This is a genomic window from Micromonospora echinofusca (assembly GCF_017614955.1).
Taxonomy (GTDB): domain Bacteria; phylum Actinomycetota; class Actinomycetes; order Mycobacteriales; family Micromonosporaceae; genus Micromonospora; species Micromonospora echinofusca_A.
Genome location: NZ_WVUH01000030.1, coordinates 1 through 17263, shown reverse-complemented (window position 1 = coordinate 17263; position 17263 = coordinate 1). Strand labels below are relative to the sequence as shown.

Sequence of the window (17263 nt, the reverse complement as noted above, 5' to 3'; positions counted from 1 at the left end):
TGTCGACCCTAACCGGGAGTGATCCGGGTGGCCAGGGATCGACCACGCCCGTCGGCCAGGGTGTGGATCTTCGTGGTGAGACTGCCCCGGGAGCGGCTGATAGCCTGCGCTGCCCGCGACTTGTCGTGGGCAGCCCCCTGTACGGGTACCGGTGGCGTGTTGGTGGGCGTCACGATGGTGGCGTCGCCCCGGGCGTTCCCGTCGATGCCCTCGTCGAGTTCGGCCAAGGCGATGACGTGGGCCTTCAACCGGTCCCACGTACCGTCGGCGGCCCACCTGCTGAAGCGTTCGTGGGCGCGGTCTTCCATGACCCGTACCGCTCGGGCAGGTCCCGCCACGGCGAACCGGTGCGTTTCACCCCGCAAGGATCACGGCATGTCCTCCCAGCCACGCTCGGAGTACGGCTCACCCTTGCTGTAGTGGGCGAGGGCCTGGGCGGCGTAGGGGATGAGCGGGTCGGGCAGGTCCGTGAGGGGGAACCACCGCCAGCCGGTGCACTTGTCCGGTTCGGTGTTGACCGGCTCGCCGGTCCAGCGTGTGACCTCGAAGAAGACCGCCATCCGAGCCGACTCGGTGTAGTGGTGCACGAGGTGGGCGAACCGGGCCTCGGCCGCGTCGATGGCGATGCCGATCTCTTCACCGGTCTCGCGAACCAGGGTGTGAAGAGCGGACTCGCGGTCCTCGCCGTGTCCGGACGGAACGTGCCATTGTCCGTCGGCCCAGCCGGTGTTGATGCGCTGGCCGAGCAGGATGTCGTCGCCTCGGCGCAGGATCAGGTGAACGTCGACCTGGGCGCGTTGACGTTGTGGTGCCACGTGAGGTTCCTTTCCTCGGTGTGATCGAGTGATGCCGACCGACTGGCCAACGATGAAGTCGAGGCGCCCGGAGGGCATGGATTGGACCGTAGGACGCCCACCGCCCGACACGCCCACAACGGCGGGCCACGACATTGTCAGCGGACTCCGACACCAACTCCGACAAAACCTTGACACCGCGAACTGCCGGCCGTTGATCGCTGCAAGGAGGCTGGATCTCGCGCGAGCCCAACGCCGTGACCTGCTGGAACGCATCGTTGCTAAAGTGCGGGTGAAGTCTGCGACATCCTTGGGTGGCAGCAAGTGCAGGTGTCTCGCCATCACCAGCGGCGGTTATCGTCACCACACATCGTTATGGCACGATGCGCCGGGGGGAATCAGCGATGACCGACAGCGACGAGATTATGGATGCCTGGCGAAGCCTTGGCCATCAGCTCGCAGAGCTGCGCAGGGTCGCCGGGCACACGCAGCACGTCTTCGCGCGGCTAATCCAGTACGGGCGCAGCTCCGTGGCGAACACGGAGACCGGCCGCCAGCAACCCGACCGCGCTTTCTGGGAGCGCTGCGATGCGGTCCTGCAGACCAGTGGTGTCCTCGCGCAGGAATACGACCGCATTGTGGCGTTCGCGCGGCAGCAGCGCCGTGTGTCGGCAATGAAAGCTGCGGCCGGCCTTCGGCCAGCAATGCCCCCTGTCGACACCGCAGAAGCGTCGCTATCTCGTCAGGACCGGGTGCGCCAACAGTTGGAGGTTGATCTGGCGCGCCACGACGTCACCGTCGGGTACCTCGCGAGCTGGGAGCAGACTGCTGTCGGACATGGCCGGGCAGCCCGCTTGCGCCCGCCGAATGACTTGCTGGCCGATCTCCTTGCAGACATCGAAGACCTGCAGATGCTACTTACCAGACGCCACACTGCGATGACCCTACGCTGCACCACACGGCTTATTGCTCAGATGGCTGGCCTTCTCAGCTTGACTCTACTCAAGCTAAATGACCTTCGCTCGTCGCGAAAGTGGGCACGCACGGCGCGCGCCGCCGCAGCCGAGGCCGAGGACCCTGCCACCAGCGCCTGGGTCTGGGCCCAAGATGCGTACTGGCACTTCTATGCCGGCGATCACCCCGGAGCTATCGCTGTGGCGCGGCACGCGCAGCAACTTGCCGGAGAAACGGCGACCGTCGGAGGAGTCCTCGCAGCAGCCCTAGAAGCGCGCGCCCAAGCTGCGCTTCAGAATCATCGAGACACCACAGCCGCGATCCTCGTCGCGGAGGCCGCGCTGAGCCGCCTGGGACCAGAGCAGGTCATCGCCTCAGCCTTCGGTTACGACGAAGCACAACTGCGGTTCCACGCCGGCAACGCCTTCACGTACCTCGGCGATACTACGGCGGCATGGGCAGCCCAAGATCGAGCTCTCGAACTCTACCCACGCGTCGATTACCTCGACCGGTCGATGATCGGGCTTGACCGGGCTGCCTGTCTGCTCCACATGCACGAAGCGCAGGCAGCAGTCCAGCAACTCGCCAACGTGCTAACCCAGGTCGGGCCGGACCAGCGCGCAGGGCTTCTATCCATCCGTGCTCGCGAGATTATCAACATGGCGCCCAAAGGCATACGAAAGACCACCGCGCTCCGAGACATCAACGACCTCTTGCTTCCCAACGCCTACCCAAAGGAAGAGCTGGAAAGGTGAAGCTGCGCCACGCCGTCCAAGGGGATGTGCCTGCCCTCGTCGATCTCCTCGAAGAGCTTGACCAGTTCTACGGTGTTACGGAGTTTCCGCCCCTGAAAGAGCGTGAGCGGCAGGTGGCGGCGTTGCTATTTGGGCCGATGCCTGCAGCTCGCGTGCTGCTTGCCGAAGACAACGGCCACGTCGTCGGGCTCGCCAGTTATTCACGTCTGTGGCCAGCGGCCGGCGTTACCGCCTCCCTGTATCTAAAGGAACTGTATGTCCGTAGGTCCCATCGACGGCAAGGGCTTGGGCGGCAACTCATGCGGGAGATCTGCAGCATCGCCTACGACTCCGGCTGCAGCCGGGTCGAATGGACAACGGACCGAGACAACACTGAAGCCCAGGCCTTTTACCGCCGACTGGGAGTACTGGCTGCCACCACCAAGGTCATGTACCGGCTTGATTGTGCCGGTTTCCGGCCGTAACCGACACCTTCGTGCAGTTGTGGTAGGAGTTGCTCCAATCCCGGAGCTAAACCGACGACGTTCTTCACCGAGCCCTGCCGGTTTTGGCCTTCGAGCTTGAGGCACCGCCACGGTCCGATAGACAGCGGCAGGAGTTGCCAGGCGCGGAAACTGGCGGTGACCGCAGTGCACGCTGGTGAACGTAGATCACGCGGCTCATCTCAACGATCTCCAGAGCGAGTGGCGTGCAGGAACTCGTTGCGTAGTGCCGCCTCGGATCGCACTGTACCGAGCAGTGCGGTAGTGATCGTCTCAGTGCCGGGCGTCTGGGCGCCGCGCAAGGTCATGCACAGGTGCTCGGCGCGAACAAGAACGCCGACGCCGGCCGGTGCGAGCTGTTCGGTGAGGTGGGTGGCGATCTGCCGGGTCAAGCGTTCCTGGACTTGGGGGCGTTTGGCGGTGTGCTCGACGAGTCGGGCCAGTTTCGACAGCCCGACGATCTTGTCGGTGGGCTGGTAGGCGACATCGGCCGTGCCGCGGAACGGCAGCATGTGATGCTCGCAGAGGCTGTGGAAGGGGATCGCCCGGACGGCGACGAGATGGTCGTAGGCAGAGTCGTTCGGAAAAGTGGTGAAGACGAACGGGCGCGGACTGAGTAGCTCAGCGTAGGCGGCGACCATCCGGGCCGGGGTATCGACGGTAGCCGGAGCGTCAGTGTCCATTCCGAGCGCCTTGAGGAACTGTGTGGCGGCGTCCCGGGCGGATTCGAGGTCCAGAGGGGCGACAGTCATGCCGGGGTCATTGATCATGGGTGTCCTTGTCGACCGGGGGAAGGAGATGCGGACGCCGCGCTACGACGTCGCGGAGGAAGGACAGCTTGGAGTAGTAGCCAAGCTGGGCGGGCAGAGCGTGTTCGGCGAGGATGCCGGCAACCCAGTCGGTAGCGCGCTCGATTTCGGTGAAGACGGCGGGCTCGTCCAGGGGCAGCACGGTGCGACTGCGCAGGTACTCGACCTCGACCTGGACGAGTGTTTCCGTCGGGTCGGCGTGTAGGGCCAGCGGTCGACGAAGATGCCGTAGTGGTGGCCGGTACGCAACGACTCGAACTTGATGTCGTAGCGCATGCGGCGGAAGCCGGGCATGGGTCGGGCGAGCAGTCCGAGGGTGTCGCGTACGTAGCAATCCAGGGGCTCGGTGATGGTGACGTCTACGTCGACGTGTTCATGACGGATCAGGGCATCGGCTTCGTAGTTCTTGCGTTTCACCTGGTAGATGCCGGGTCGGGTGTAGAGGAAAGAGACGTAGCCGCGCTGCGGGCCTGGGCCGTGGACCTCGAAGAGAGCGTTGGCGAAGTCCCACGTTTCGAGGGGGTCTCGGAAACGGGGTGCCATCTCGGGTAGCGCGCCGACCGCTACGCGGTCGTGCAGGTCGACGGCGAGGGGCCACAGCGGGGTGTCGCGCGGGAGCGTGAACTTGGTTTCGATCTCCTTGCCCAGGTGGGCCTGGGTGATGGCCCCATCGAGGCTGTTGAGCTGCGCGGCGTGCGTGCCGTGGCTGGCGACCGCGTCGGGCAGCCAGGCGACAGGGTCGGTCGGGTCACCGGCAGGAGCCGGTGAGGTGCGGATGAAACAGCCGGCGTCGGACCGCAGGTGGACACGGCTGTAGGTGTGCCAGCCGTCGGAGTGGGCGATGGCGCAGAACAGCGGCGCGTACCCGGCCGGGTCATCCGCTCCGATCGTCGTCAACGTGTCCGTGAGGGCGGAGCCGAGGCGCAGACCATCGAGCAGGGCGCCGGCCGGGATCTGCCGGGCATGCTGGCGGGTCCCGTCGTGGGTTCGGGTGAGCACCGGCAGGAGTTGGCTGCCGGTGAAGCTGGAGATGACGGTGTGCGACGGCTGCGGCTGCGGCGGTGTGGGCACGGTGACCAGGGCGATCGGTTTGTTTGGTCGCATGGGTCGTGGCCGGTGGAGCAGATCGGCGTCAGCGATGAGCAGCAACGCCTGCCCGTTACCGGGGTAGGTCAACGGTGTCCACCTCCATCCACTGGTCGTCGTGGTGTGTCGTGGGAGGGTGCGCAGGGCCGCGGCGGTAACGTGCGGCAGGTTCCTGCGGTCTCGTCGCATAGCGTCGAGGTGGGACGTGAGTGTTGTTGGCCTGTGCTCTGGGACGGGTGATCGTGACTGTGAGCCGACCATCGCCGCGCTGGCGGTTGTACCCGTCGACTCGGGCGAGGTGGTGTTCGTGCGCCAGCAGCGGGGTCCCTACGCGGGTTGGCTGCTGCTGCCGGGCGGCAAGGTGGAGTTCGGGGAGTCGGCGCAGGACGCGGCCTGCCGGGAGACGGTGGAGGAGGCTGGCTTCGAGGTCGGCGAGCTGACGCCGACCGGGGTGTACGAGATCCGCGCCGAGGACGGTTCCTACCACTTCGTGATGTTCGCGTTCCGTGCCGGCACCGCGATACGGGTCGCGGCCGGCGGGCATCACGTGGACGGGGTCCTGCAGGCACCGGTTGATGAGGTGCAGCCGCATCCGACGGTGATGCGGATCCTCAACGACGCCGGTGTCGCCCGGTACCCGTTGCGGGACATCGAGGAAGGCCTGCGCCGGGACGGGATCCTGATGCGGGGACATCCGATCGCAGCGCAGGCTGTCGTGGTCTGAGGTGTTCACTGCCCGGCTTCCGCCGGGTCGGGGTCCCACTGCACACCACCGCCGAGGATGCCGTCCTCGGCTACCGTGCAACGCACCCTCCGGTGCGTGCCGTACCGGTCGGTGATCGCCGCGACGAGTCGTTCGGCGAGGTGCTCGCAGCTCTGGGCGCCGAAATCCAGTGGCCCGTCGGGGCAGTTGGACGGGTTCGCGAACGAACTGAGGACGGTGGTGACCCAGCGGGCCACCGCGTTGATCTCCAGCTCTCGGTCGCCATGGTGCACGGAGATCTCGACAGAGGCGACGAACAGGTGCCGGTGGGGCGAAGCGAGGTATCCGTCGGGCGAGCTGGCGTCCGGCCACCGGTGCAAACCCTCGACCTGTGTGGTGACGTGGATGTGGCGGGTCAGCGCCATGCCGCCTCCTGCTCGGTCGGCGTCTCGGTGGGCAGAGGCGGGAGTCCGGCCGCGTCGCGCAGCAGGGCCACGTGCCGGTGGGCGGCGGAGAGCCGCAACGGGTCGAGGACGTGGTCGTGCAGGTTCGGTTTGTCCGGGGCGTACCGCGTGGCCCGGCCGGTGAGGATGTCGGCGGGCAGGTCGTGAGCGGCGTACCAGAACGCGAACGACGAGTCGTTGCCCGTGATGAACATGTCGTAGCCGCGCTCATGGTGCTGGCGTAGTTCCCAGATCAGGGAACGGTCGCCGCCGAGCAGGTGCAGCGGTAGAGGCGGGTCGCCGTCGCCGGTGAGCGCGGCCAGGCAGTCGAGGCGGGCCTCGGCGACCGGGCCGGCGAAGCACCGTGGTACGGACAGCTTGCTCAGCCCTATCATGTCGACGCCGGGCAGGTCGGTGAGTCGGGCGTGGCAGTCGAGCCACTCGCGGCGGGTGGTGCCCTGCGGCACGGCCATGTAGGTGAACTGGCCGGGCTCGGCCAGGTCGGCGGCCTCGGCCAGGAATCGGCGGGTGGCCCCGACCGTGGCGGGGCCGTCGTAGAGCACATCGTGGCAGATGACGACCGTCGGATTGATCAGGTGCGCGGCTCGCAGGACGGCTGCGGCGCTCATTCCCTGGCCGGTGGTCTCTTCCAGTTCGTAGGCGCTGTTGTCGAGCACGACCCGGACGCCGGCCTGGGCGCGTGCGGCGAAGTGGGCGGCCTGAGCGGGTTCGGTGAGTACGAGATGGGTGAGCGCCATGTCGATGCTGCCGGCTGTCGACAGGCCGGCCAGGTGCGGCGTACTGGTGATGACCGCTACGCCGATCAACGTTGGTCCTCCTTGTTCCGGTGAGGGCTGTTGGCGTGGTGGCAGTCCTGGCGTATGAAGCAGGCGCTGCAGGCGGGTGTGCCGGCGGTGCAGGTGGTCCTGCCAACCAGCAGGAACACGAAGTGCGCCAGCGCCACGTCGGCGCCGTGAGCGAGTAGTTGAGAGATCACGGCCTCGCGTACGCGGGGTGTGAGTTTCCCGTCGTGGCGGGCCAGGCCGAGCCGGTCGGCGACGCGGAACAGGTGTATGTCGACCGGCATGGTCGTGGTGGTGCGGGCGGAGAACACCAGCACGCAGGCGGCTGTCTTGTGCGCGACCCCGGGCAGGGCCTCCAGGTAGGCCAGCGCCTCAGCGATGGGACTGCGCATGATGCGCTCGTCGAACCGGTCGCGGCCGTCAACGGTGATCAGAGCGGCGAGCTCGCCCAGCCGGTCCGCCTTGTACGGGGCCGGCGGAGCGGATGGCGGCGCGCAGCACGTCACGGTCGAGCGCTGCGAGGCTCTGCGGCGTCAGACCACCACAAAGCGCGTCGAGGGCTGGATAGACGCGACGCACGATCTCACCGGTGCGGTTCTGCGACAGAACGGTGATGACCAGAGCCTCGAACGGCGGCGTCCACATGACGACCACACCGCCGTAGCGGGCCTGCAACCGTGCCCAGACGGGGTTCGTCCCGAGGTCGAGGTCGGCGACCTGGACCGGGAACATCCGACGCAGCAGTCCGGGCAACTCATCGTGTGGGCGACTCGCGGCGACGCGCAGGCCGCCGCCGCCCTCGCGAACGGTCACGGCGATTGGCTGGCCGTCGAGGTGCAGGACCCGACGGTAGCCGCCTGCCGGATCAGGCTGCCAGGCCAGCGCGGGGATCTGGATGTCCATGGTGGCGTCCAGGTCCGGTGGCCTGGTGAATGGCAGGTCGAACTCGGCCGCGACGCCGGTGGCGCTCATCGCTGGCTCAGTGCGGTGGCGCGGTCGGTGATGGCTTGGCCGGCGATCAGGCCGCTGAGGGCGGCGGCCGAGAGGCTGGCGGTGTACCCGGCGGCGTTGCCGACCACGTACAGGCCGGCGATGTCGCGGCTCTGCCACGTGGCCGGGTCGACGGGGACGCGATAGTTGTAGTACTTGATCTCCGGCGCGTACAGGACCGTGTCCGGGGCGAGCACCGGCGGCAGAGCGGCGCCCAGGGCCGTGATGTAGCTGGCGAACGCCTCGGCCAACGGTGGTGGCAGCACCTCGCGCAGGTCACCGGCGCGGGTCTTCGGGTTCGATGCGGCCACGCCGAGCGGCTGTCCGGTTGCCCCATCAGGAAGGAATCCGGCGAGGACCTGCCGGACCGGGTAGCCGCCGGTGGCTGCCGTGATAGCGCGGGCGGTGTCCCGGACATACGCCTTGGGGTCGGGGGTGAACGCCTCGGTGACGGTGGCCAGGATCGCCAGGTTCGACAAGTCGCTGCGGCGGTGCAGGAACGAGTGTCCGTTGACGCCGCGGATGTTCAGAGGGCGGTGGAATTCGTTGACGATGTATCCGTGGCCGTTGACGCAGAAGCTGCGCACATCGATGCCGCCGGGGCTGGTGTGGTGGGCCTTGAAGTCGTAGAACTGGCCGATCAGCGGGTCGAGGGCGGCAGCCGAGGTCTCTAGCCCGGGTGTTTCACGAGTGGTGATCCACATGGCGGGCGGGAATGACGAAAGTGCCTTCTGAACTGGGATGATGAGGCTTGTCGAAGGTCTCAAGCAGCCCGAACGGAAGGCACTTTCCGCGTGCGGACTACCTGGTCGCGTCCGAAGCTCACGGTCAGCGCTGATGGCACGGGTGTGGTCGCCCGTGCCGGTACCCGGCTGCTCGCTGATCTGGCCGATGTCACCGGCCTGACCCGTGCGGTCAGTGACGCTCTGGCCGGGCTACGGCGTCGGGATGCCGGTCATGACCCGGGACGTGTCGCGGTGGACGTGGCGGTGATGCTCGCCGACGGCGGTGAAGCGATCAGCGACCTGACGGTGCTGCGCGACCAGCCCGACGTGTTCGGACAGGTCGCGTCCACCCCGACGGCGTGGCGGGTCATGGCCGGTATCGGCGCGTCCGAGTTGACCGGGCTGCGTCAGGCGCGGGCACACGCGCGGGAGGTGGCCTGGGCGCAGGCCACCGAGACCGGCCGGGCGGTGCCGCCGGCCCGCGCCGGCGGGCGGGACATCCCCGGGTTGGTGATCGACCTGGACGCCAGCCTGGTGATCTGCCATTCCGAGAAGGAGAACACCGCGCCCACGTTCAAGCACACATACGGCTACCACCCGTTGTTCGGGTTCCTGGACAACACCGGTGAAGCCCTCGCCGCCGTGCTGCGGGCGGGTAACGCCGGGTCGAACACCGCCGCCGATCACATCACGGTCCTGGACGCGTGTCTGGCGCAGATCCCCGAGCCACAGCGGTACGGCACCCCGATCCTCGTCCGCGCCGACACCGCCGGCTGCACCAGGCAGTTCCTGACCCACATCCGTGACCTACGCGCACAGGGCATCGACATCCGCTTCTCGATCGGCGCGGCGATCACCGCGCCGCTACGTGAACGGCTGGCGTGGCTGCTCGACCAGCCCGACCTGTGGATCCCCGCAGTGGACACCGACGCGGGCCTGCGGGAACACGCCGAGATCTGCGAGATCACCCCGCTGGTCGACCTCACCGGCTACTCGGCCGGCACCCGAATGATCGTGCGTCGGGAACGACCCCACCCCGGCGCCCAACTGTCGCTGTTCGACGAGGTCACCGGCTGGCGGCACCAGGTCCTCATCACCGACACCCCGCCCGGCGACACCCCGATCCAGCACCTCGAGGTCCGCCACCGCGCCCACGCCCGCGTCGAGGACCGCATCAGATGCGGTAAGAACACTGGCTTCGGTCGGTTCCCCTCTCGGGTCTTCGCCATCAACGCCGCATGGCTCGAACTGGCCCTTACCGGCATCGACCTGCTCGTCTGGTCCCAACTCCTGCTCCTCGACAGCGACCTCGCCCACGCGGAACCCAAGAAACTGCGCTACCGACTCCTGCACGTCCCCGCCCGCCTGACCCGCGGCGGCCGACGACTACGCCTACGCCGCGACCTGGCCCTGGCGGAATCACCTCGCCACCGCCTTCGCCCGCCTGACCGCGCTACCCCAACCCGTCACCTGAACAGGCACAACCTGTCCCGACCACGACAACCCGCAACGCCACGGAGGACACCGACACCATCGTCGGTCACCTCACCACACCCACACCCGAACCACATCAACACACATCAACATCAACCCGGCACCAGCCACCGCCACAACCCTCGTGAAAGAGCAGGGCTAAGCGAGAGCAGGCACTGCGGCTGTCCCAGCGGCCCTTGCTGCAGATCCGGTCGACAGCGCCCACCGACGCCTCACTGAAGTAGATGTGGCCCTGGCCGGGCTAACGCCCGTGCTGCCGGTTGAGTTCCTCAAGCAGGTCGACGATCTCCAGCCTGCTGGTAGCGGCGGGCAGGACGCGTGTGGTGCCGTAGGCGAGCTCGACCAACGCCGAGCGTGTGGCCGCGAGTTCATCTGCGGTGACATCCAACTGGTACCACGATGCGTTGGGGGCCGGCACGACCTCGTTGCGCAGCCGCAGGGCAACCGCCCGCGCCGTATTGGCGTCGACGCCCGTGCGAGTTGCCCACTCGTCGTCGCCGAGGTCGTCGAGAACGATGACGATGACGTTCGCCAACAGGTGCAACATCTGCGGGTCACCGGTGAGCCGGACACTCGTCGGGAGGATCCGGACGACGGTGCGGGTGATCGGCTCGTCGTCCAAGCCAGCGTGGTGCTCGCCCAGCATGAACTGGACGTTCTGGTGCTGCCAGCCGCGCGCCAGTTCCAGGGCGGTCATGCCGTCGGTGCTGACCGTGTCGATGACGGTGCCGGCCAACAACAGGGCGGCGATGACCCGTTGTTCGTTGCGTTCGACCGCGTGCATCAACGCGGTCCGCCCTTGCTGGTCGCGGGTGTCCACGTCGGCGCCGGCCTGCAGGAGCACGTCCACCGCGCCATGATCTCCTCGCCGAGCGGCGATGACGATCGCTGGCGTGCCGTCGGACCGCTGCTGGTTGACGTCCGCGCCGTTCGCGAGGAGAAGGCGCAGGACCGCAGGTGCGACAGGTCGCATGACCGCGGTGATCAGAGGCGCTTCCTCGCCTGGGTGTGGTGTTGCCCCCGCTTCGAGCAGCACCCGCAGCGTGGCAAGGGCCGCCGGTCGAGGACGGTGCCGTGTATAGGACACGGCCTCCGTCAAGATGCTCGTCCTTGTCGTGGATTCCGCCGGAAGGGCCCTGTGGGCGATGAGGTACTGCACCACGTCCGCGTGTGCTTCGAGCATGGCGACGCGCAGCGGCGTCACGTGGAAGTAACCGAAGGGTCCGATGCGGGCGCCGGCGTCCACCAGCAGGCCGACAACTCCCAGCCTGCCGCTGCGGGCTGCCTCGATGAGCACCGACCCTTGGTACCGGCTCACTGCGGCATTCGGGTCCGCCCCGCCAGCAAGGGCCTGTGCAACGGCCACTTCGTCACCGGCTTGCACCGCCTCGATGAGTTGCTGATCGGCAGCATGATTCATCGATCATCACCTCCCGTCAGGTCAGCGAACGCGCGCAGGTGCAGTCGCGCCGCCACGTTGCCGGCGAACCAGACGAAGAAGTCGCTGGTCGAGTCGAGGCCCGCGCGGACTGTGTCGCACCAGTCGGGCCGGTCGAGCACCGTGAGGTACTGCTGCACGATGCGGTCACGCTGCTCGGTGGTGCACCCGCATCGGTTCGAGGGCTTGTCCGTCAGGTGGTCGGCGATGACCGCGGCGTCGACGTACCGGTTCACCGTCGGCGCCTGCCGGGCAAGGTGAGCCGCATGTGCAGCCAGGACGATGGGTGCCGGTGGATAGTGCTTGAGGGTCATGCCCATGCCACCGCAGTCAGCCATGACCTTCAGGAGTCGGCCGGTGTGGTCGACCAGGTCATCGTCGACCTCCGTGCTGGTAATCGCTTCGTGCAGGTGGGCTGTGGTGGCGACCTGGCCAGCGAAATAGCCGTTGAGGAAGTCGCCGTCGCAGGCGTGGCGCAGCAGCCATGACCGCGAGGCATAGCCGCCGTTGCGGCACAGCGCCTCGACGATGTAGACCCGACCCCAGCCCGCGACACGCTTGGCCAGCCACAGCAACGCTTCCCCGCCTCCGCGGCGGCGTTGCAGCGCCTCGGCGGCCAACGCCCCGAATCGGTTCGACAGCAGGCCGATGGTTTGGATCAGCGGGATATCATCTTCCTCCCAATCCGTGGCCAGCAGCGCAAGCCCGACCGTCGCGGCGCAGCGATCCGTACTATGCCGCACCAGCCACCGGCCGGCCTGCCGCACTCGCTGCCGGTCCGCCCGCAACGCCGCGGCGGCGATGTGTTCGTTGCGGTGGATCGGCACGTGGACGCCGTGGAACGCGTCGGCAAGTTCGCTTGGTGGCGCATCGGTTTTGGCGAAGTGCCTGTCGAGGGTGGCGGCGACGTCGGCACCATCGAGTCGCCGATCTTTCTGAGGCTGGGGTCGCGGCCGCCGACGGTGGAATTCGTCGTCTGGATACGGCTCGCCGTCACGCGGCAGAACGCCGTCAGGATCTTGCTGATGGAGACGAAGGGCGTGTGCGAACAGAGTGGTCTGGGGTCCGAGCGGTCCGGGCTCGGTCGTCACGCTCACCGGCAGACGGAGGACTCGATTCTCGCGATCATGGCGGCGATGATGCCACCCCCAGACCCGCCTGAGCAAGTAACGCGCGCCGCGTCAAGCATCTTCGAGCCAGTGATTGACGCCTGAGGAAAGTGCAGATAAGCACCAGCGACCACAAGCGGGGGCCGGGCCGGACGCTCATCACAGCGCTGGTGCACGAGCTGAGGCTTGACCGGCCGGCGCGGGTGTTGCAGTGCTTCGGGTTCCGGGCTGAGGAGTCGCCCGGCCGAGCGGGCAGGGCAGAGCTCTCGTACGACCAGGGCGCGTCGACGCAGACGACTCGCCACGTCTGGACGTGGCTGCCCATCCACAGCTGGACCGTCGACGAGGTGTGGGCGCGCATTCATGCGACGGGCGTGCCGTACCACCCGGCGTACGACCTGGGCATGTCGCGGTTGTCGTGCTCGTTCTGCGTCCTGGCGTCGAAGCGGGACCTGCTGACCGCGTGCCGCGCCCGGCCCGCTCTGGCCTACGAGTACGCCGCAGTGGAGGCGGAGATCGGGCACAGCTTCCGTAAGGACCTGCGCATGGCGCAGCTGATCGAAGAGGCAGGAATGTGAGCCTGGTGGACGAGGAGCCGCTGCGCGGCAGCTGCCCGGCCTGTGAGGTAGCGATCGGCGAGACTCACGCCGACGACTGCGACGTGGTCGAGTGCCTGGCCACCGGCCGCAAGCGTCTGTGGTGCCGGGCGCAGCGCGACTCGGCCGGGCACGACTGCGGCCGGGCCGACTGGACCGGCCGGTGGCCTGGCCACGCGGAAGCGCGCGAGTTCGGCTGGCACGTCCGGTGGGACGCCGACGCCCAGCGGTGGGAGTGGTGCTCGCCGGACGTGGAGGGCTCGGGCCCGAACCTGAGCCGGCTGTACGAGCACGCCCGGTGGGACCCGGACGCGCGCCGCTGGCGTCGGTGCCGCGCCGTGGTGTTCAGCAGGGCCATGCGGGGCGGCCGGGCCTCTATCGAGGAGCTGACCGAGATGGCGCACCGATGGATCACCGAACAGGGCTACGAGCTTGTCGGCGAGCACGTGGGTGCCCGCGGCTGGCGGGAGGCCGTCAACGACATCGCCACCGGCCGGGCAGACGTGGTGGCGGTCCCCTCGGTTGAACAGTTGGGGCTGGCGGCCAGGCAGGTGTTCGAGCGGATCGCGGCGGTGCGCGCGGCCGGGGGCCAGGTCGTCGGCCCCCGCGTGCGCGTCGAGGCGGACGTCGTCACGTCGCTGATCGCCGGAGAGTAAGGGAGGCTCGCACGTGGAGAACGGGAGACGTGACGCGTTCGACCTGGCGCGGGAGATGCTGCTCGCCCGCTACGGCACCCTCGACTCGGATCGGCTACGGGCTGCGGGCGCGGATGAGGTCGAGATCGGCGCGGCGGCGAGGATCGTCGAGCGGGACGGCAAGGGCCTGACGCGGGAGGAGCGGTTCATCCTGGCGTGTCCGCCAACGAACATCAACGAGTTGATGGCGGGCCAGGGACTGCCGCGGTACGTGCCGACGGTCGACCACATGCTGAGGCAGTGCGAGGACTGCCGGCAGGACATGTGGATCGGCCCGAAGCAGCGGGAGGCGGCGAGTCGAGCACCGGACGCGATGCTGGCGCTGTGTATGACGTGCGCCGTGGTGGAGTCGCAGAAGCGTGGCGGCGCGATCGTCCAGAACCTTGGTGGCGGCGCCGGTCGGCCTCGGCTGCCGAGCTAGTCCGCATGGCGGACCAACCCCTGGGGCGGGTCACGGAGACGTGGCCCGCCCTCTCTGTGTCGCAGTTCCCACCGATCGGCGGATGCCTTTCGATGAACATGGTTGTCGCGAGGGACAGGCGGTTTGCTGCGATGGTTGTCTGCGGCTCGTCAGCCGTCCAAGATTGCTGAACCAACGTGTCAGGCAGCCGGGTGACCCCGACTTGCCGTCGGCCTTCTGTAGCGACCTGATTGCGGCAGACCAATGCACGAACGGGTCCGCAAATCCCTCGGGCTGCACCGAGGTCTTGGCCTAAGATCCTCGTCTACCGGGACGAGGGGAAGCGTCTACAACGATGGAAGAGTTCCAGCCAGGCTACCCGATCGATTTGCGATCGGATAATATGCGAATGCGTGGGTTTCGCAGCTATCTAGGTGACTTTGAGTTCCATGCGGCGCGCGTTGTCGCGCGACTAACCGGAGAGCGAGTGGTTATTCAGGACGACAATAGCGCCCGGGGCATGGCTGACCTTCGCATTGAATATAGTAATCGACCGTCGGCGTACGTTGAGGTCGTAGCAGATGTCGAACCCGCATATGCGCAAATGACGCAATTGGTTCTCGGTGACCAAGAAATAGTTGCCCCTGAGCTTCGCAGAGTCTGGTATGTCACGCTTGCAAAATCTGCCAGACTGCGGTCACTTAGGCCTACGCTGATGAGGCGCCTTCAAGAACTGGAAGCTGCAGGCGTCTTTCTGGAGATCGTGCAGCCTGAGGGTAGCCTTGCCGTCTCCGCCGTCGAAGAGGTACGCCAGCTCGCCACCTTGGGTGTCGTGCAGCTCACGTCCCGATGGGCGCAGCCCGGAGAGCAGCCGAAGGCTCTTTTATTTCCTCAGGGGGTGGGAGGGCCCGCAAGACAAGACTGGCCAGCGTTCAACGCTTGGCTGGGTGAGTTCCTGGAAGCGCCGAAAAGAGGCGACGTCCGACGAAAATTGGCGGCAACGGGGGCACCTGAACGTCACGTTTTTGCAGGGCTTACATTCAGCACTCCCTGGCCGGCACTTCACAGCTTAAGTGAGGACTACGACAGTTTGCCGGACCAGCCGCCACCACTACCGGCCGAAATCACCCATGTTTGGGCGTGGGCAAGTCCAATTGGAAGGTGCATCGCTTGGTTTCCTGAGCGCGGGTGGTTTGATCCCCGGGCGCATTGGTCTACCGCATGAGATCGTGCCAGAATCACAGGATGGTTGACGACGCGGGTGTCGCGACGCTGCGCGAGATCGTATTCAGGGCTGCCTGTACGATCGCTGACGGAAGCACCCGTGCGAGGCTCGACGACGACTTGGTTGCGGCTGGGCTGCCGCCGTCAGCAGGCGGCGACACCAAGGCCCAGCGTGGTGAAAGCAGTGCCGCGGCGGTCCCGGACGAACGACTCTGGGAGGTCGCCGCTGGCTTGTTGGAACGGAACAGCGGCCTCCAGATGATCGACCGGATGGCGATCCAGGATCTCGTGTGGGCCGACGAGCACCCGCCTCCGATCCCGAAGCGGACACGTCGCGACCTCGCCCGTGCCATACCGGGCTGGATCCTGATCAATCACGCTCAGCGATTCCACAACCTGCTTGCAACGCTGTTCGATCTAAGCCGCGGCGAACTCTTCTTCGGCATCGAGGACACCAGCCTCGGCGGGCAGATCGACCGGCACTTCTACCGCAACGACGACTGGACCGTCGAGCAGCTGTTCGACGAACTCGGTGCGATTGATCACGCCTCCGACCGCAGATTCGCCCTCTTCCTCGAAGGCATGGTGTCCGGCGACACCGTGCCCGATGAAGACGCCCAACGCCAGTTGGTCGACGCGATCAATCCGCAACTCGCCGGTATCCGCCTCGAGCTCAGGGAGACGGGCAACACCGATGGCTACCCAACCTTCCACATGGTGACCACCGGTGCCAGGACTGGCCGGCCCAAGCAGCTCATCTTTGCGTCCCCGCGAAAGCCAGATCTTCGGCTCATCGATGTCATCGACAGCGACGTCGAGGTAGTGGATCCCACCGGCGAAGTCCTCGTCTACGACCGGCCAATCGGCCCTGCCGGCCTCCGCTGGCGCGACCTGCAGAGTTGGTGGTCGGATACCCGCCAGGTCAAGGACGATCACCAGGCCAAGCGCGAGCTGTACCAACGGCTCGGCGGCAGTGTGCCGAAGGGTTCTCCACACCAGCTACTCCTGTTCAGGCTTTACCACGACATCTACCGTGCTGCGCTCCAGGAGCTTCCCGCTCTCCTACCCGAGGTCTGGCGCCATTGGGATCCGAAAACGGTGAAGGTCCGCGGCAAGGACGCACTGGTGCAGTTCCGCATGGATCTCTTGTTGCTGGCGCCGGCCGGCGCCCGAATCGTGCTGGAGGTCGACGGCCAGACGCACTACGCGAGCGAACGCGAGACTAAAGACGGCCAGCGACGGTGGCTCCCGGACGGCGACGAGTACGCACGCACCGCGGCCGCCAGCCGTGACCTCACCCTCGCCGGTTACGAGGTTTACCGATTCGGAACGCAAGAACTTCAAGACAAGGAGCAGGCACGTCCCCTTGTCAAGGCCTTCTTCGACAGCCTCTTCCGCAGACACAGCGTCGCCGTGCCGAACTGAACGACCTCACGCCTTGGTGACGTGCTCTCGCTCGCCCTCCTGCGTCGTCGAACGAGAGCACGTACCGGTCTGGGGTATGCGCCGTCGTACGCCCGGAAGCGTCACGCGCCAGGCATCGCCGGCAGGTGCGAACGCTACGGTCAATCGGCTCCCGGGGCCGCGCCTTATCAGCGGCAGAAGAGTGCATCAGTGCGAGGCGTTACCGTACCGCCTAGACGAGTAAGTCCTAACGGTCCCGGGGCTGCGGCATAGGCGAAGGGTGTTGAAGATCCGTTTGTGACGACAGACCTCAACACCCTTCTGACCGCACTGTACGTGAAGATCGACGACTGGCTCGG

The 17263-nt window shown here is 67.0% G+C and carries 18 protein-coding genes and 2 pseudogenes; 9 read left to right on the top strand and 11 right to left on the bottom strand.

The window, feature by feature from the left end; translation table 11 throughout:
- Positions 1 to 11: 11 nt before the first annotated feature.
- Together GSF22_RS06170 and GSF22_RS06165 are read right to left on the bottom strand one after the other, a co-directional pair.
- A pseudogene (locus GSF22_RS06170) lies at positions 12 to 349 on the bottom strand (transposase); the annotation flags it as partial.
- A gap of 19 nt (positions 350 to 368) precedes the next feature.
- Positions 369 to 815 carry an NUDIX hydrolase gene (locus GSF22_RS06165; RefSeq protein ID WP_307803771.1) on the bottom strand — a complete coding sequence of 149 codons (447 nt, stop codon included), beginning with the start codon at positions 813 to 815 and terminating at the stop codon, positions 369 to 371.
- A gap of 383 nt (positions 816 to 1198) precedes the next feature.
- Between GSF22_RS06165 and GSF22_RS06160 the strand changes: the two genes are divergently transcribed.
- Both GSF22_RS06160 and GSF22_RS06155 read left to right on the top strand, forming a co-directional pair.
- Entirely contained in the window at positions 1199 to 2503 is a 1305-nt protein-coding gene (locus GSF22_RS06160; protein WP_208811768.1) for a helix-turn-helix domain-containing protein, read from the top strand.
- Positions 2500 to 2967, top strand: a complete 468-nt coding sequence (locus tag GSF22_RS06155; RefSeq protein WP_307803769.1) for a GNAT family N-acetyltransferase — start codon at positions 2500 to 2502, stop codon at positions 2965 to 2967. Before GSF22_RS06160 ends, GSF22_RS06155 begins: the two co-directional genes overlap by 4 nt.
- 200 nt (positions 2968 to 3167) lie before the next feature.
- Here the strand turns inward: GSF22_RS06155 and folE are convergent, their stop codons facing one another.
- Entirely contained in the window at positions 3168 to 3755 is a 588-nt protein-coding gene (gene folE, locus GSF22_RS06150) for a GTP cyclohydrolase I (protein WP_208811767.1), read from the bottom strand.
- A gap of 42 nt (positions 3756 to 3797) precedes the next feature.
- Complete coding sequence (locus GSF22_RS06145; RefSeq protein WP_244366374.1) at positions 3798 to 4970, bottom strand: hypothetical protein; 1173 nt, start codon at positions 4968 to 4970, stop codon at positions 3798 to 3800.
- 115 nt (positions 4971 to 5085) lie between these two features.
- Between GSF22_RS06145 and GSF22_RS06140 the strand changes: the two genes are divergently transcribed.
- Positions 5086 to 5604 (top strand): NUDIX hydrolase, encoded by a 519-nt coding sequence (locus tag GSF22_RS06140; protein ID WP_307803768.1) that lies wholly within the window; start codon positions 5086 to 5088, stop codon positions 5602 to 5604.
- A 5-nt stretch (positions 5605 to 5609) separates the two neighbouring features.
- Here GSF22_RS06140 and GSF22_RS06135 read toward each other — a convergent pair whose 3' ends face one another.
- Genes GSF22_RS06135 through GSF22_RS06115 form a run of 5 tightly spaced genes read right to left on the bottom strand, consistent with a single transcriptional unit; the run spans position 5610 to position 8523 of the window.
- Positions 5610 to 6008, bottom strand: a complete 399-nt coding sequence (locus tag GSF22_RS06135; RefSeq protein ID WP_208811766.1) for a hypothetical protein — start codon at positions 6006 to 6008, stop codon at positions 5610 to 5612.
- A complete protein-coding gene (locus GSF22_RS06130; RefSeq protein ID WP_208811765.1) occupies positions 5999 to 6853 on the bottom strand; it encodes a hypothetical protein in 855 nt (284 codons plus the stop codon). The genes GSF22_RS06135 and GSF22_RS06130 overlap by 10 nt, the downstream gene beginning before the upstream one ends.
- On the bottom strand, positions 6850 to 7221 hold the full coding sequence (locus GSF22_RS06125; protein ID WP_208811764.1) for an endonuclease III domain-containing protein: 372 nt from the start codon (positions 7219 to 7221) through the stop codon (positions 6850 to 6852). Before GSF22_RS06125 ends, GSF22_RS06130 begins: the two co-directional genes overlap by 4 nt.
- Positions 7222 to 7249: 28 nt before the next feature.
- The gene (locus tag GSF22_RS06120) at positions 7250 to 7801 is read right to left on the bottom strand and encodes a hypothetical protein (protein ID WP_208811763.1); all 552 of its coding nucleotides are present in this window, start codon (positions 7799 to 7801) and stop codon (positions 7250 to 7252) included.
- On the bottom strand, positions 7798 to 8523 hold the full coding sequence (locus GSF22_RS06115; RefSeq protein WP_244366373.1) for an FAD-dependent protein: 726 nt from the start codon (positions 8521 to 8523) through the stop codon (positions 7798 to 7800). Before GSF22_RS06115 ends, GSF22_RS06120 begins: the two co-directional genes overlap by 4 nt.
- 90 nt (positions 8524 to 8613) lie before the next feature.
- On the opposite strand from GSF22_RS06115, the pseudogene GSF22_RS06110 reads away from it, so the two are divergent.
- Positions 8614 to 10018: pseudogene (locus GSF22_RS06110) on the top strand (IS1380 family transposase).
- A 261-nt stretch (positions 10019 to 10279) separates the two neighbouring features.
- Here GSF22_RS06110 and GSF22_RS06105 read toward each other — a convergent pair.
- Together GSF22_RS06105 and GSF22_RS06100 are read right to left on the bottom strand one after the other, a co-directional pair.
- Positions 10280 to 11458 (bottom strand): ankyrin repeat domain-containing protein, encoded by a 1179-nt coding sequence (locus tag GSF22_RS06105; protein WP_208811762.1) that lies wholly within the window; start codon positions 11456 to 11458, stop codon positions 10280 to 10282.
- Positions 11455 to 12303 carry a hypothetical protein gene (locus GSF22_RS06100; protein ID WP_244366371.1) on the bottom strand — a complete coding sequence of 283 codons (849 nt, stop codon included), beginning with the start codon at positions 12301 to 12303 and terminating at the stop codon, positions 11455 to 11457. The genes GSF22_RS06105 and GSF22_RS06100 overlap by 4 nt, the downstream gene beginning before the upstream one ends.
- On the opposite strand from GSF22_RS06100, the gene GSF22_RS34505 reads away from it, so the two are divergent.
- The 5 genes from GSF22_RS34505 (at position 12304) to GSF22_RS06080 (ending at position 16925) form a co-directional block, all read left to right on the top strand.
- Positions 12304 to 12690, top strand: a complete 387-nt coding sequence (locus GSF22_RS34505; protein WP_244366369.1) for a hypothetical protein — start codon at positions 12304 to 12306, stop codon at positions 12688 to 12690. It begins immediately after the preceding gene.
- Between the two features lie 65 nt (positions 12691 to 12755).
- Positions 12756 to 13163 (top strand): phosphoadenosine phosphosulfate reductase domain-containing protein, encoded by a 408-nt coding sequence (locus GSF22_RS06095; RefSeq protein WP_208811761.1) that lies wholly within the window; start codon positions 12756 to 12758, stop codon positions 13161 to 13163.
- Positions 13160 to 13837 (top strand): hypothetical protein, encoded by a 678-nt coding sequence (locus GSF22_RS06090; protein WP_208811760.1) that lies wholly within the window; start codon positions 13160 to 13162, stop codon positions 13835 to 13837. Before GSF22_RS06095 ends, GSF22_RS06090 begins: the two co-directional genes overlap by 4 nt.
- A gap of 13 nt (positions 13838 to 13850) precedes the next feature.
- Positions 13851 to 14297 (top strand): hypothetical protein, encoded by a 447-nt coding sequence (locus tag GSF22_RS06085; RefSeq protein WP_208811759.1) that lies wholly within the window; start codon positions 13851 to 13853, stop codon positions 14295 to 14297.
- A gap of 1224 nt (positions 14298 to 15521) precedes the next feature.
- Positions 15522 to 16925 (top strand): hypothetical protein, encoded by a 1404-nt coding sequence (locus tag GSF22_RS06080; RefSeq protein ID WP_208811758.1) that lies wholly within the window; start codon positions 15522 to 15524, stop codon positions 16923 to 16925.
- Positions 16926 to 17263: the final 338 nt, after the last annotated feature.